Annotated in this window: 1 protein-coding gene and 1 pseudogene; both read right to left on the bottom strand. The window is 78.9% G+C overall.

Going from position 1 to position 14948, the window contains the following annotated elements; all coding sequences use genetic code 11:
* Positions 1-3408: pseudogene (locus tag RM780_RS25075) on the bottom strand (type I polyketide synthase); the annotation flags it as partial.
* Positions 3409-3478: 70 nt separating this feature from the next.
* Positions 3479-14926, bottom strand: a complete 11448-nt coding sequence (locus RM780_RS25070) for a type I polyketide synthase (protein WP_311633170.1) — start codon at positions 14924-14926, stop codon at positions 3479-3481.
* Positions 14927-14948 lie beyond the last annotated feature (22 nt).

Genomic DNA, 14948 nt, shown 5'->3' with positions numbered 1-14948 from the left:
GTCCGTCGGCCTCCTCGGCTCGCGCGGCGCGGGCCGGTCCTCCTCGTCCGGGACGAGGCGGCGGGCGAACGCCCCCTCGTCCCGCAGCGCCACCTGATCCTCTCCCCCGCCCGAGGCGAGAACGGCCGCCAGCCGCCGCCCCGCCTCCTCGTCCAGGGCCTCCGGAAGGTCCACCAACCCGCCCCAGCGGGCGGGCAGTTCGAGGGCCGCGACCCGGCCCAGGCCCCAGAGGGCCGCCTGCCCCGGCCGTCGCACCGCGTCCTGCGGGCCGGTGGACACCGCGCCCCGGGTGAGGGCCCAGACGGGGGCGGGGACCTCGGCCAGGGCCTGGAGGAGCGTGGCGGTGGCGGTCAGGGCCTCGGTGTCGGGCGCCTGGCCGCCTCCGCCGGGAGTGTCTGCGTCGGGGGCCCCGCCGAGGGCGAGGAGGGAGAGCAGCCCGGCGGGCGGGCCGTCCGGGGTGGCCTCGGCGACGGCGGCGGCCAGCGCCTCGCGTTCCGCGCCGGGCGGGAGGACGAGCGGCACCGGGCGCGCGCCGTGGCGGGCTAGCGCGTCGAGGAGGGCGCGGACCGGCGGCGCGTCGGCGCGCGCCCCGGCGGGCAGCAGCACGGGCCAGGGCCCCTCCAGCCGGGCCGCCGGGAGGGCGAGCGGGGACCAGGCGACGCGGTAGCGCCCGGCGCGGGCGGCGTCCGGGGCCGGGCGCGGGCGCAGCCAGTACCGCTCGCGCTGGAAGGGGTAGGTGGGCAGCTCGGCGCGGCGCGGCCGGTGGGGCGCGGCGTGGGCGGCCCAGTCCACGGGCACGCCGTGGACGTGGAGCCGGGCGAGGGCGCCGGTCAGGGCCTCGGGCTCGGGACGGCCCCGGCGCAGGAGCGGCACGGACAGGCCGCCGTCGCCGAGGAGTTCGCGGGCGGGGGCGGCCAGGGCGGCGCCGGGCCCGCACTCGGCGACGGCGGTGACGCCCTCGGCGGCCAGGGCGCGCACGGCGTCGGCGAAGCGGACGGGTTCGCGCAACTGGCGGGCCCAGTGGGCGGGGTCGGTCAGGTCGGCGGGGGCGGCGGGGCGGCCCGTGACGGCGGAGACGACGGGCAGGCGCGGCGGGCGGAGTTGAGCCTTGCCCGCCAGGGCGCGGAACTCCTCCACGACCGGGTCCATCAGCGGCGAGTGGAAGGCGTGCGAGACCGCGAGCCGCCTGCTGTCCCAGCCGCGCGCGGCGCAGCGTTCCGCCAGGGCGTCCACGGCGGCGGCCGGGCCCGAAACGGTCACGGCGGCGGGGCCGTTGACGGCGGCCAGGGCGAGTCCGGCGGCCGGGCCGGCGCCCAGCAGCGGCAGCACCTCCTCCTCGGGGGCGCGCACCGACAGCATCGCTCCGCCGGCCGGGAGGGCCTGCATCAAGCGGCCCCGGGCGGCGACCAGGGCGGCGGCGTCGGCCAGCGAGAACACCCCGGCGACGTGCGCGGCGGCGAACTCCCCCACGGAGTGCCCCGCCACGGCCGCGGGCCCCACGCCCCAGGACTCCAGCAGCCGGAACAGGGCCACTTCGAGGGCGAACAGCGCGGGCTGCGCCCACTCCGTCCGCTCCAGCGCCGCGCCGTCGCCCTCGAACACCACGCCGCGCAACGGCCGTCGCAGGTGCGGGTCGAGCGCGGCGCACGCCTCGTCGAAGGCCGCCGCGAAGGCGGGGTGCGCCTCGTGCAACGCCCGCCCCATGCCGGGGCGCTGGCTGCCCTGTCCGGGGAAGAGGAGCGCCAGGCGCGGGGTCGGGGCGGGGCTGCCGGTGACGAGGTGGGGGGCCTCCCGCCCGGCGGCGAGGGCGCGCAGGCCCTCGGCGAGGTCGGCGGCGGTGCGGCCGGTGACGACGGCCCGGTGGGTGAGGGCGGCGCGTCCGGTGGCGAGGGAGTGCGCGAGGTCGGCGGGGCGGGCGTCGGGGTGCGCGGCGAGGTGGTCCAGCAGGCGCCCGGCCTGCGCGGCGAGGGCTTCGGCGCCGCGCGCGGCGAGCGGCCAGGCCAGCGGCGGCGCGGCGTCGTCGGTGACGGCGGGCGGGGGCGCCGCCCGCTCCGGCTCGGCCTCCCCCGCCTCCTCCACGATGACGTGGGCGTTGGTGCCGCTGATGCCGAAGGAGGAGACGGCGGCGCGGCGGGGGCGGTCGTCGGCGGGCTCGGGCCAGGCGGCGGGCTCGGTCAGCAGCCGCAGGCCGCCGGAGTCCCAGTCCACGTGCGGGGTCGGCTCCTCGGCGTGCAGGGTGCGGGGCAGGTGCCGGTGCCGCAGGGCGAGGACGGTCTTGATGAGGCCGGCGACTCCGGCGGCGGCCTGGGCGTGGCCGATGTTGGACTTCAACGACCCCAGCAGCAGCGGCCGTTCGGCGGGCCGGTCGCGCCCGTAGGTGGCGGCCAGGGCCTCGGCCTCGATGGGGTCGCCCAGGGCGGTGCCGGTGCCGTGGGCCTCGACGGCGTCCACGTCGCCGGGGGCGAGCCCGGCGTCGGCCAGCGCGGCGCGGATGACGCGCTGCTGGGCGGGGCCGTTGGGGGCGGTCAGCCCGTTGGAGGCCCCGTCCTGGTTGACGGCCGAGCCCCGGACCACGGCGAGCACCGGGTGCCCGTTGCGGCGGGCGTCGCTGAGGCGTTCGAGGACCAGGACGCCGGCGCCCTCGGCCCAGCCGGTGCCGTCGGCCCCGGCCGCGAACGCCTTGCAGCGGCCGTCGGCGGCCAGGCCCTGCTGGCGGCTGAACTCGCTGAACATGGCGGTGCTCGCCATGACGGTGACGCCCCCGGCCAGGGCCCGGTCGCACTCGCCGCGCCGCAGCGCCTGCACGGCCAGGTGGAGGGCGACCAGCGAGGAGGAGCAGGCGGTGTCGACGGAGACGGTGGGGCCTTCGAGGCCGAAGGCGTAGGCGAGGCGGCCGGAGGCGACCGAGGTGGCGGTGCCGGTGAGCAGGTGGCCCGCGACCTCGGCGGCGGCCTCGGCGTCGGCGGCGTAGCCCTGGTAGGCGAGGCCGACGAACACGCCGGTGCGCGAGCCGCGTTGCGCCGCCGGGTCGAGCCCGGCGCGTTCGAACGCCTCCCAGGCGGTCTCCAGCAGCAGCCGCTGCTGAGGGTCCATGGCCAGGGCCTCGCGGGGCGAGATGCCGAAGAACGCGGCGTCGAACTCCCCCGCGTCGTGCAGGAATCCGCCCTGGCGGCTGTAGGTTGCGGCGGCGTCCTCGTCCCAGCCCCGGCCCGGCGGGAAGCCGGTGACGGCGTCGCGGCCCCCGGCGACCAGCCGCCACAGCGCCTCGGGGCTGTCGGCGCCGCCGGGGAGGCGGCAGCCCATGCCCAGGACGGCGATGGGCTCGGCGTCGCGGGCCTCCGCCTGGCGGAGCTGCCTGCGGGTCTGCTTCAGGTCCGCGGTGACGCGCTTGAGGTAGTCGAGGAGCTTCTGCTCGTTGTCCTGCCGCCGCTCGTGCTGCTGGTGCTGATCCTGCTGCTGTGTGCCGTTGTTCACCGGTTCACCCGCCGATTTCCTGGTCGACCAGCTCGAAAATGGTGTCGATGGTCGCTGTCTCCAGCGCCGTGTCGGCGGCCTGCTCCGCCGTTCCCGCGTCCGCCTCGCCCGCCGCGCCGGGCCCGTCGGGCGTTCCGCCGGGGCCGGGCTGGTCGAGCAGCGCGAGGACGCCGCTGAGCCCGGCGCGGACGCGGGCCCGCAGCGCGGCGGCCTCCGCCCCTCCCGCGCCTTCGACGGCCGGTTCCGCCGCGTCGCCGAGGGCGGCGACGGCGGCCCGCAGCCGTTCGAGGCCGGCGAAGACGGCCGCGGCGGCGTCGGCGCGGGGCGGCGCGAGATCCTCGCGCAGCCGGGCGGCGAGCGCGGCGGGCGTGGGGTGGTCGAAGATCAGCGTGGCCGGCAGGCGCCGCCCGGTGGCGGCGGCGAGCCGGTTGCGCAGCTCGACGGAGGTGAGGGAGTCGAAGCCGAGGGCCTTGAACTCCCGTCCGGCCTCCACCTCGTGGGCCCCGGCCAGGCCGATGACGGCGGCCACGTGGGTGCGCACCAGGTCCAGCAGGACGCGGTCGCGGTCGGCCGCGGGCAGCCCCTCCAGGCGCCGGAGCAGGTCGGCCTCGCCGCTCCCCGCGCTGTGCGGCGGCCCGGGGCGGCCCGGCGCGGCCGGGGGCGGGGGCCCGGCGGGAGTGGCGGCGCGGGCCAGGTCCCGCAGCAGCGGCGGGAGTTGGTCACTCGGCGGGGTCTGGGCCCCGGCGCGGGAGGCGAAGCGGACGGCCACGGGCGCCGCCTCGGGGCCGGTGCGGGCGGCGTCGAACAGGGCCAGCCCCTCGCCGGGCGCGAGGGCGGCCAGGCCGGAGCGCTCCAGCCTCAGCCGGTCGCGTTCGGCCAGCTCCCCGGCCATGCCGCCCTCGGCCCAGGGGCCCCAGGCGATGGAGGTGGCCGGGAGCCCTTCCGCTCGGCGGCGCTGGGCGAGGGCGTCCAGCGCGGCGTTGGCGGCGGCGTAGTTGCCCTGCCCGGCACCGCCGAGGGTGGCGGCCACGGAGGAGAACAGGACGAACGCCCGCAGGTCCGCCGCGCGGGTGAGCCGGTCGAGGTGGCCGGCGGCCTCCGCCTTCGGGCCCAGGACGGCCGCGAGCCGGTCGGGGGTGAGGCCGGTGACCAGGCCGTCGTCCAGCGCCCCGGCGGCGTGGATCACCGCCGTCAGCGGGTGCTCGCCGGGGATGGAGTCGAGCAGCGCGGCGAGCGCGCCGGGGTCGGCCACGTCGCAGCGGGCGAGGGTGACGTGCGCCCCCGACTCCTCCAGCTCGCGGGCGAGTTGCTCCGCGCCGGGGGCGTCGGGTCCGCCGCGGGAGGCGAGCAGCAGGCGGCGGGCGCCGTGCTCGGAGGCGAGGTGGCGCGCCACGTGCGCGCCCAGCGCTCCGGTGCCGCCGGTGATCAGGACGGTGCCCCCTAGCTCGGGCGGCGCGGGCAGGGTGAGGGCCAGCTTGCCGGTGTGCCGTGCCTGGCTCAGGTGCCGCAGCGCCTGGCGGGCCTGCCGGATGTCCCAGCACGTCACGGGCAGGGGCGTCAGGGCGCCGCCCGCGAAGAGGGCGGACAGCTCCCGCAGCATGGCGCCGATCCGGTCGGGCCCGGCCTCGACGGTGTCGAAGGCCCGGTAGGCGACGCCCGGGTGCTCGGCGGCGACCCGCTCGGGGTCGCGCACGTCCGTCTTGCCCATCTCCAGGAAACGCCCGCCCTGACGGGTCGTCAGCCGCAGGGAGGCGTCGGCGAAGTCGCCCGCGAGGGAGTTGAGGACCACGTCCACGCCCCGCCCGCCGGTGGCCTCGCGCAGCCGCTCCTCGAAGCCGAGGTCGCGGGAGGAGGCCAGGCGCTCTGGCCCGAGGCCCTGGGCGTGCAGGACGGGCCACTTGGCGGGGCTCGCGGTGCCGTAGACCTCGGCGCCGAGGTGGCGGGCGAGCTGGGTGGCGGCCATGCCGACGCCGCCCGAGGCGGCGTGCACCAGCAGCGTTTCCCCGGCGCGCAGGCCGGCGAGGTCGACCAGGGCGTAGTGGGCGGTGAGGAACGCGATGGGCGTGGCGGCGGCCTGCGCCCAGGTCCAGCCGGGGGGGACGGGGGCCAGCATGCGGTGGTCGGCGAGCGCGACGGGCCCGAAGGTCTCGGCCATCATGCCGAACACCCGGTCCCCGGGGCGCAGTCCGGTGACGCCGGGGCCGGTCTCCAGGACCAGTCCCGCGCCCTCGCTGCCGAGGGTGGCCTCCCCGGGGTACATGCCGAGCGCGATCAGCGCGTCGCGGAAGTTGAGCCCGGCGGCCCGCACCGCGACCCGGACCTGACCCTCCGTCAGAGTGCGGGTGGCGGCGTCGCTCTCGGTGAGGGCGAGGCTGTCGAGGGTGCCGTCGCCTCCGGCCGTCAGGCGCCAGGCGGCGGCCCCGGGCGGCGGTGTCGGCAGGTCGTCCTCGGCGGGGCGCGCCAGCCGGGGAGCCAGGAGAACGCCCTCGCGGACGGCGAGTTGGGGTTCGCCGGAGGCGAGGGCGGCGGCCAGGGCCTCCTCCGAGCCGGGCCGGCCGTCGAGGTCGGCCAGCACGAAACGCCCGGGGTGCTCGCTCTGCGCGGAGCGCACCAGGCCCCACACGGCGGCGTGCCCGAGGTCGGTGGACGCCTCGCCGGGCCGGGCGGCGACCGCCCCCCGGGTGGTGAGCACCAGGCGGGTGGCGGCCAGGCGTTCCTCCCGCAGCCAGGCGTGCAGCAGGCCGAGGGCGTGGGCAGTGGCCGCGTGCGGGTCGTCGCCGCCGGGCGGCAGGGCGAGGACAGCCGCGTCCGGGGCGGGGGTGCCCGCGTCCAGGGCGGCGATCAGCTCCGCCACGCCGGGGAACGCCGGGAGCGGGCCGCCGCCGGGAGCGGCGGGCCGCACGCGGGTCCAGGCCACGCGGAACAGCGCCTCGGCGGCGGGGTCGGCCGATACGGGCGCGGGGGCGGGCCGCAGCACGAGGCGTTCGATCCGGGCGACGGGCCGCCCGTCCGGGCCCGTGGCCAGCAGGGAGAGGGCGTCCGGCCCTTCGGAGGCCAGGCGGACGCGCAGGGAGGTGGCGCCGGTGGCGTGCAGGGCGGCGCCGGAGAAGGAGAACGGGACGCGGCCCTGCCCGGTGTCGGGCAGCAGGCCGCCCAGGCCCGTGGCGTGCAGGGCGGCGTCCAGCAGCGCGGGGTGAACGCCGAAGCCCGCCACGTCCGTTGCCTCGGGCAACGCGACCTCCGCGAACAGCTCCTCGCCGCGCCGCCAGGCGGCCCGCAGGCCGCGGAAGAGGGGGCCGTACCCGAACCCGAGGGCGGCCAGGCGCTCGTAGCCGCCCTTCAGCGGCACGGCCTCGGCCCCGGCCGGCGGCCAGACGGTGTCCTGGCCGGACGGGCTGGACGCGCGTACCCCGGCGCCTGCCTCCTCGGCGCCGTGACCGGGGTCGGATTCCACCGCGGGCCGGCCCGTCGTCACCGGGCCGACACCGGCGGACCGCGGCGCGGGCTCCCGCCCCGGCGCCGCCCCGGCGTCCTTCGGCCCCGGTGGGGCAAGCGACGGCGGGGCAAGCGACCCCGTCGCGTGGCGGGTCCAGGATGCGGCCCCGTCTTCCGCCTCCGCGCGGGAGTCGACGCGCAGGGCGCGGCGGCCCGCCGCGTCGGCCGGGCCGGCGGTGATCCGCAACTGCCGCGCGCCGGTCTCCGGCAGCGCCAGGGGCGTTCCGAGGACCAGTTCCTCCACCGCCAGGTCCTCGCCGGCTCCGCCGGCCTCACCGGCCTCACCGGCCGCGCGCAGCGCGAGGTCGAGGAGCGCCGTGCCGGGGACGAGGACGGCGCCGCCGACGCGGTGCTCGCCCAGCCACGGCTGGTCGGCCAGGGACAGGCGCCCGGTCAGCAGGGCGCCCTCGCCGTCGGGCAGGGCGGTGGCCGCGCCCAGCAGCGGGTGCCCGGCGGGGCGCAGCCCGGCCCGCTCCGGGCCGCCCGCCGGGCGCGGCGCGTCCAGCCAGTAACGGCGGCGCTGGAAGGGGTAGGTGGGCAGGTCGACGCGCGGCTGGCCGGGCGCGGCCGGGGCGAGCGCGCGGGTGAGGTCCACGGGCGTGCCGTGGGCGTGGAGGGTGGCCATGGCCGCGAGGAACGCCCGCTCCTCGGGCTGGCCGGGGCCGCGCAGCGCGGGGACGGCCAGCGGCCCGGGGCCGGTGCCGTCGTGCGCGGCCTCGGCCAGGGCAGTCAGCACCCCGCCGGGCCCCAGCTCCAGGAAGCGGGTGGCGCCCGCGGCGGCGAGGGCGCGCAGCGCGTCGTGGAAGCGGACGGCCTCGCGGGCGTGCCGGGTCCAGTGGGCGGGGTCGGCCAGTTCGCGGGCGGTGGCGGGGCGGCCGGTGAGGGAGGAGATCAGGGGCACGGCGGGCGGCCGGGCCTCCGCCTCCGCGACGACGGCGCCGAAGGCCGCCAGCATGGGCTCCATCAGGGGCGAGTGGAAGGCGTGGGCGACCCGCAGGCGGCGGGTGCGGCGCCCCCGGGCGGCGAGCGTCCCGGCGAGGGCCAGCACCACGCGTTCGGAGCCGGAAAGCACCACGGAATCGGGGCCGTTGACGGCGGCGAGCCCGGCCTCCCCGGCGTGCGGGGCCAGCAGCGGGGCGACCTCCTCCTCGGTGGCCTGGACGGCGACCATCGCGCCGCCCGGAGGCAGGTCCCGCATGAGGGCGCCGCGGGCGGCGACCACGCGGGCCGCGTCGGGCAGGGTCCACACGCCCGCGACGTGGGCGGCGGCGAGTTCCCCGATGGAGTGCCCGGCGACCCAGCCGGGCCGCACGCCCCAGGACTCGGCCAGGCGGAACAGCGCGACCTCGACGGCGAACAGCGCCGCCTGCGTCCAGCAGGTGTCCTCCAGCGGGGCCGGGTCCTCGCCGAAGACGACCTCGCGCAGGGGGCGGGGCAGGTGGCGGTCCAGCTCGGCGCAGGCCGCGTCGAAGGCGTCCGCGAACGCCGGGTGCGCGGCGTACAGTTCGCGCCCCATGCCGGGGCGCTGGCTGCCCTGACCGGAGAAGAGGAACGCGGGGGCGGGCCCCGCGGCGGCGCGGCCGAGCACGACGGAGGCGGCGGGGCGGCCGGCGGCCAGGTCCCGCAGCCCGGCGAGCCCGCCGTCCCGGCCGGCGGCGAGGACGACGGCGCGGTGCTCAAGGCCGGTGGCGCGGGTGGTGGCCAACGCCCGTGCTACGGCGGCGGGTTCGGCCCCGGGCCGGGCGTCCAGGTGGTCGAGCAGGCGGGCGGCCTGCTCGCGCAGCGCGCCCTCGTCGGCGGCGGACAGCACCCAGGGGACGGTGGCCGGGGCGGCGTCGGCGGGTCGCGGCGCGGCCGGGGGTTCCTGGGGTTCCTCCGCCGAAGGCGCCTCTTCGAGGATGAGGTGGGCGTTGGTGCCGCTGAAGCCGAAGGAGGAGATTCCGGCGCGGCGGGGGCGTTCGCCGTCCGGCTCCCAGGGCACCGGCTCGGTGAGCAGGCGGACCGCGCCGGAGGACCAGTCCACGCGCGAGGAGGGCCGTTCGGCGTGGAGGGTGCGCGGCAGGAGGCCGTTGCGCAGGGCGAGGACCATCTTGATGACCCCGGCGACTCCGGCGGCGGCCTGGGTGTGGCCGATGTTGGACTTCAACGACCCGAGCAGCAGCGGCCGTTCGGGGGCGTGGTCCTGCCCGTAGGTGGCCAGCAGCGCCTGGGCCTCGATCGGGTCGCCCAGGGTCGTGCCCGTCCCGTGGGCCTCGACCGCGTCGATGTCCCCCGGCGTGAGGCGGGCGTTGGCCAGCGCGGCGCGGATCACCCGCTCCTGGGAAGGGCCGTTGGGCGCGGTCAGGCCGTTCGACGCGCCGTCCTGGTTGACGGCCGAGCCGCGGATGACCGCGAGCACCGGGTGGCCGTTGCGGCGGGCGTCGGAAAGGCGTTCGACCACGAGCAGGCCGACGCCCTCGCCCCAGCCGGTGCCGTCCGCGCCCTCCGCGAACGGCTTGCAGCGGCCGTCGGGCGCCAGGCCGCGCTGGCGGCTGAACTCGATGAACGCCCCCGGCTCGGTCATCACGCAGGCCCCGCCCGCCAGGGCGAGCGTGCACTCGCCGCGCCGCAGCGCCTGCGCGGCGAGGTGGAGGGCGACCAGCGAGGAGGAGCAGGCGGTGTCCACGGTCAGGGCCGGGCCCTGGAGGCCGAGGGCGTAGGAGAGGCGGCCGGAGAGGACGCTCGCCGCGCGGCCGGTGCCGATGTAGCCCTGGAGGTCTTCGGGGCCGCCGGGCAGGCGTTCGCCGTAGTCCTGGTAGCCGCTGCCGACGAACACGCCGGTGGGCGCGCCGCGTTGGGAGGTGGGGTCGATCCCGGCACGTTCGAACGCCTCCCAGCCGGCCTCCAGCAGCAGCCGCTGCTGGGGGTCCATGGCCAGGGCCTCGCGCGGGGAGATTCCGAAGAAAAGCGGGTCGAACTCGGCGACCCCGTCGAGGAATCCGCCCTCACGGGCGTAGCTGGTGCCGGGGTGGCCGGGGTCTGGGTGATAGAGCGCGGACAGGTCCCAGCCCCGGTCGGCCGGGAAGCCGGAGATGGCGTCGCGGCCCTCGGCCAGCAGCCGCCACAGGTCCCCGGGGGTGCGGACGCCGCCGGGCAGGCGGCAGGCCATGCCGACGATGGCGATCGGCTCCTCGACGTCCCCTGCCTCCGCGACCGCCTCCAACGGGCGGGCGGGGGCGGCCGGTTCGCCGCAGCCGGGCAGGAGGGCCAGCAGGTGGGCGGCGAGGGCGGCCGAAGTGGGCTGGTCGAAGACGAGGGTGGCGGGCAGGCGCAGCCCGGTGGCACGGGCGAGCCGGTCGCGCAGGTCCACGGCCGTCAGGGAGTCGAACCCCAGGTCGCGGAACGGCCGTTGCTCGGGAACGGCCGAGGCGTCCCGGTGCCCGGCGACGGCCGCCGCGGTGGTGCGCACCAGGCCGAGCACGGCGGCGGGCCGGTCGGCGGGCGGCAGTTCGGCCACCTCGCGGGCGAAGGGCGTGGTGCCCTGCCCCTCGCCGGGGACGGCAGCGGCGGCCTCCAGGGCGGCGCGGGCCTCGGGCAGCGCGGAGAGCAGCGGCGCGGGCCGCAGCAGGGTGAAGGAGGGCAGGAACCGGGACCAGTCCACGTCCGCGACGGTCAGCTGCGGCTCATTCCGGCGCAGGGCGTGGCGCAGCGCGGTCAGGGCGAGGTCGGGGGGCAGGGCGGGCAGGCCGCGCTGCCGCAGCCGGTCCTCGGCGTCCGTGTCCGCGACCATGCCGCCCTCGGCCCACGGGCCCCAGGCCACGGAGGTGGCGGCGAGGCCGTTGGCGCGGCGGCGCTCCGCGAGGGCGTCCAGCGCGGCGTTGGCGGCGGCGTAGGCGGCCTGCCCGCCGCTGCCCCAGACCCCGGCGATGGAGGAGAAGAGCACGAACGCGTCCAACGGCCGTTCCGCGCCGAGCAGTTCGTCCAGATGGGCAGCGCCGGCGGCCTTGGCGGCGAGCACGGCGGCGAACGCGGCGGGCGTGGTGTCGGCCAGCATGCCGGGCGTTCCGACCCCGGCGGCGTGGACGACGGCGGTGAGGTCGTCCAGGCCGTCGAGCAGGGCGCGGACGGCCTCGCGGTCCGCGAGGTCGCAGGCGGCGAGGGTGACGCGGGCCCCGGCGGCGCGCAGCTCGCGGGCCAGCTCCTCGGCGCCGGGGGCGTCGGCGCCCCGGCGGCCGGCCAGCACGAGGTGGGCGGCCCCGGCGGAGGCCAGCCAGCGGGCGACCCGGCCGCCGAGGGCGCCGGTGCCTCCGGTGATCAGGACGGTGCCGCGCGGCTGCCAGCCGCACGCGTCGCCGCCGCCGTCGTTGCCGTGGCCGGGAGTCGGGCCGGGGGCGCGTTCCAGACGCCGGGCGTAGACGCCGGCGGGGCGGACGGCGAGCTGGTCCTCGGGGGCGGCCTGCCCGGCGAGCAGGGCGGCGAGGCGGCGGGCTGCGCGCGCGTCGGGCGCGGCGTTCGGGAGGTCGATCAACCCGCCCCAGCGCTTGGGGAGTTCGAGGGCCGCTACGCGCCCGAGGGCCCAGGACTGGGCCTGGGCGGGCCTGGCGGCGGCGCGGTCGGAGCGGCCGACGGAGACGGCGCCGCGCGTGAGGCACCACAGGGGCGCGGCGCCCGGGCCGTCCTCAAGGGCCTGGATCAGCGCGAGGGTGGCCAGCAGGCCGGCGGGCGGGCCGCCGGGGAGGGAGGGGAGGGGCCGTTCGTCCAGGGCGAGCAGGGAGAGGATGCCGGTCGGCCGGCCGTCCGGCCCGGCGGCCTCCGCGAGGCGGGCGGCGAGTGCGGCCCGGTCCTCGCCGTGCGCGACGCGCAGCGGGACGACGCGGGCGCCCTGCCCGGCGAGGGCCCGCAGGAGGGCGGCGGTCCACGCCTCGGGGCCGTCGCCGGGGCCCTCGCCCGCGCCGGGGTCGTGGCCCGCTTCGGGGGCGTCACCCGTTTCCGCGGCGTCGGCCTCGGGGAGCACGGCGAGCCAGGTGCCGGTCAGGGGCGGCCCGGCGGGGGCGGCGGGCAGCGGGATGGGCTGCCAGGCGACGCGGTAGCACCACTCCTCGACGGTGGACTCGACCCGTCGCTGCCGCCGCCAGGCGGACAGGGCCGGAACGACCGCGCTCAAGGGCGCGTCGGGGGTCACGCGCAGGCGCTCCGCGATGCCGTCCAGGTCCTCGCGCTCGACCGCGGGCCAGAACTCGGCGTCGCCCTCGCCCCGGCTCCGCTCGGGACGGGCGCCGGGCTCCAGCCAGTAGCGGCGGCGCTGGAAGGCGTAGGTGGGCAGGTCCACGCGGCGCGCGCCGCGCCCGGCGAAGCATGCCTCCCAGTTCACGCGCACGCCGTGGCCGTGGAGCGCGGCGACGGCCTCGGTGACGGCCTGTGCCTCGCCCCGGCCGCCGCGCAACACCCCGACGGCCGCGCTGTCTTCATCGACCAGCTCGCGCACCAGCGCGGTCAGCGCCCCGCCGGGGCCCACCTCCACGAACGAGGTCACGCCCCGCTCGGTCAGGGCGCGCACCGCGTCCGCGAAACGCACCGGCTGCCGCACCTGCCGCACCCAGTAGTCCGCGTCCACGGACTCCAGCGCCTGGCCCGTCACCGTCGAGACGAACGGCAGGCTCGCGCGGCGGTGCTCCACCTGCTGGGCCACGGCGCGGAAGTCCTCCAGCATCGGGTCCATCAGCGGGGAGTGGAATGCGTGCGAAACGGCCAGCGGCTTCGCCTCCAGCCCCTCCACCGCCTCGCGGACGGCGGCCTCCTCCCCCGAAACAACCACGGACCGGGGGCCGTTGACCGCAGCCACGCCCGCCCGGTCAGCGAGGCCGGCCAGCCGGGCGACGACCTCCCCCTCCGAGGCCCGCACGGCAACCATCACCCCACCCCCGGGCAACGCCTGCATCAACCGCCCCCGAGCCGCCACCAGGGCAGCGGCATCCTCCAGCGACAGCACCCCCGCCACGTGAGCGGCGGCGAACTCCCCCACCGAATGCCCCGCCGCCGCGTCCGGCCGCACGCCCCACGACTCCAGCAGCCGGAACAGCGCCACCTCCACCGCGAACAGCGCGGGCTGCGCGTACTCCGTCCTCTCCAGCTTGGCCGCGTCCTCCCCGAACACCACGCCCCGCAAGGGCCGTTCCAGATGCGGATCGACCGCCGCGCACGCCTCATCGAACGCCGCCGCGAAGGCCGGGAAGGAGGCGCACAACTCCCGCCCCATCCCAAGCCGCTGACTCCCCTGCCCCGAGAAGACGAACGCCGTGCGCCGCCTGCGGCGCGGCGCGGGCGGGACCTCGGTGTCGATCTCGCCCAGCGCGCGCAGGAGTTCGGCGCGGTGCGTGCCGGTGACGGCGGCGCGGTGCGGGAGGGCGGCGCGGGTGGTGGCCAGGGAGTGGGCCACGTCCACGGGGGCGATCCCGGGGTGGTCCGCGAGGTGGGCTGCCAGGCGGGCCGCCTGGGCGCGCAGGGCCTCGGCGCTGTGCGCGGACAGCAGCAGGGGCACGGGCAGGGCGGGCGCGGCGTCCTCGCGGGGGCGGGGCTCGGGCGCCGGGTCGCGGAACTCCTCGATGATGACGTGGGCGTTGGTGCCGCTGACGCCGAAGGAGGAGACCCCGGCGCGGCGGGTGCGGCCGTCCTCGGGCGCCCAGGGCGCGGGCTCGGTGAGCAGACGGACGGCGCCGGATTCCCAGTCCACGTGCGGGGTCGGCCGGTCCACGTGCAGGGTGCGCGGCAGCAGCCCGTGCCGCAGCGCCTGCACCGTCTTGATGACCCCGCCGACCCCGGCGGCGGCCTGGCTGTGGCCGATGTTCGACTTCAACGACCCCAGCAGCAGCGGGCGTCCGGGGCCGGGCCGCTCGGCGCCGTAGGTGGCCAGCAGCGCCTGGGCCTCGATGGGATCCCCGAGGGGGGTGCCGGTGCCGTGGGCCTCGACGGCGTCGACGTCGGCCGGGGTGAGGCGGGCGTCGGCGAGGGCGGCGCGGATGACGCGTTGCTGGGACGGGCCGTTGGGGGCGGTCAGCCCGTTGGAGGCCCCGTCCTGGTTGACGGCCGAGCCGCGCACGACGGCGAGCACGCGGTGGCCGTTGCGCCGGGCGTCCGACAGCCGCTCGACCAGCAGCAGGCCGACGCCCTCGGCCCAGCCGGTGCCGTCGGCCGCCGCCGCGAAGGGCTTGCAGCGGCCGTCGGGGGCCAGGCCGCGCTGCCGGCTGAACTCCAGGAAGGAGCCGGGCGTGGACATCACGGTGGCGCCGCCGGCCAGGGCCAGGGTGCAGTCCCCGCGCCGCAGGGCCTGGGCGGCGAGGTGGAGGGCGACCAGCGAGGAGGAGCAGGCGGTGTCCACGGTCACGGCCGGGCCCTCGAAGCCGAAGAAGTAGGCGATGCGCCCGGAGATGACGGCGGCGATGTTGCCGATGCCGAGGTAGCCGTCGAGGTCGTCGGGGGAGTCGGAGAGGCGGGAGTAGTCCTGGCCGCTGCTGCCGATGAAGACGCCGACCCGGCCGCCGCGCAGGGCGGGGGGCGGGGTCCCAGACCGCTCCAGCAACTCCCAGGAGGTCTCCAGCAGAAGCCGCTGCTGCGGGTCCATGGCCAGGGCCTCGCGCGGTGTGATGCCGAAGAACTCGGGGTCGAACTCCGGGGCCTCGTGCAGGAATCCGCCGTCCCTGACGTAACTGGTGCCACGCCGGGCCGGGTCGGGGTCGTAGAGCGCAGCGAGGTCCCAGCCCCGGTCGGCGGGGAAGCCGCCGATGGCGTCGCCGTCCTCGGCGACCAGGCGCCACAGGTCCTCGGGCGAGCGGACCTCGCCGGGGTAGCGGCAGGCCATGCCGACGATGGCGATCGGCTCGCGCGCCGACTCCGCGAGGTGCTGATTCTCCCGGCGCAGGCGCTCCGTCTCCTTGAGGGAGGCCCGCAGTGCCTCAACGACTCGGTCGTCGGAGATGGTCATGGTGTGTGCTCCTGATCACTGT

Source organism: Streptomyces boetiae, from assembly GCF_031845405.1.
GTDB lineage: Bacteria > Actinomycetota > Actinomycetes > Streptomycetales > Streptomycetaceae > Streptomyces > Streptomyces boetiae.
The sequence above is the reverse complement of the archived record's forward strand: the minus strand, read 5'-3'. Positions and strand labels throughout refer to the sequence as shown.

Bases quoted from the DNA above. Each gene is read 5' to 3' on its own strand.
- RM780_RS25070 (WP_311633170.1), bottom strand. From the start codon at position 14,926: ATGACCATCTCCGACGACCGAGTCGTTGAGGCACTGCGGGCCTCCCTC.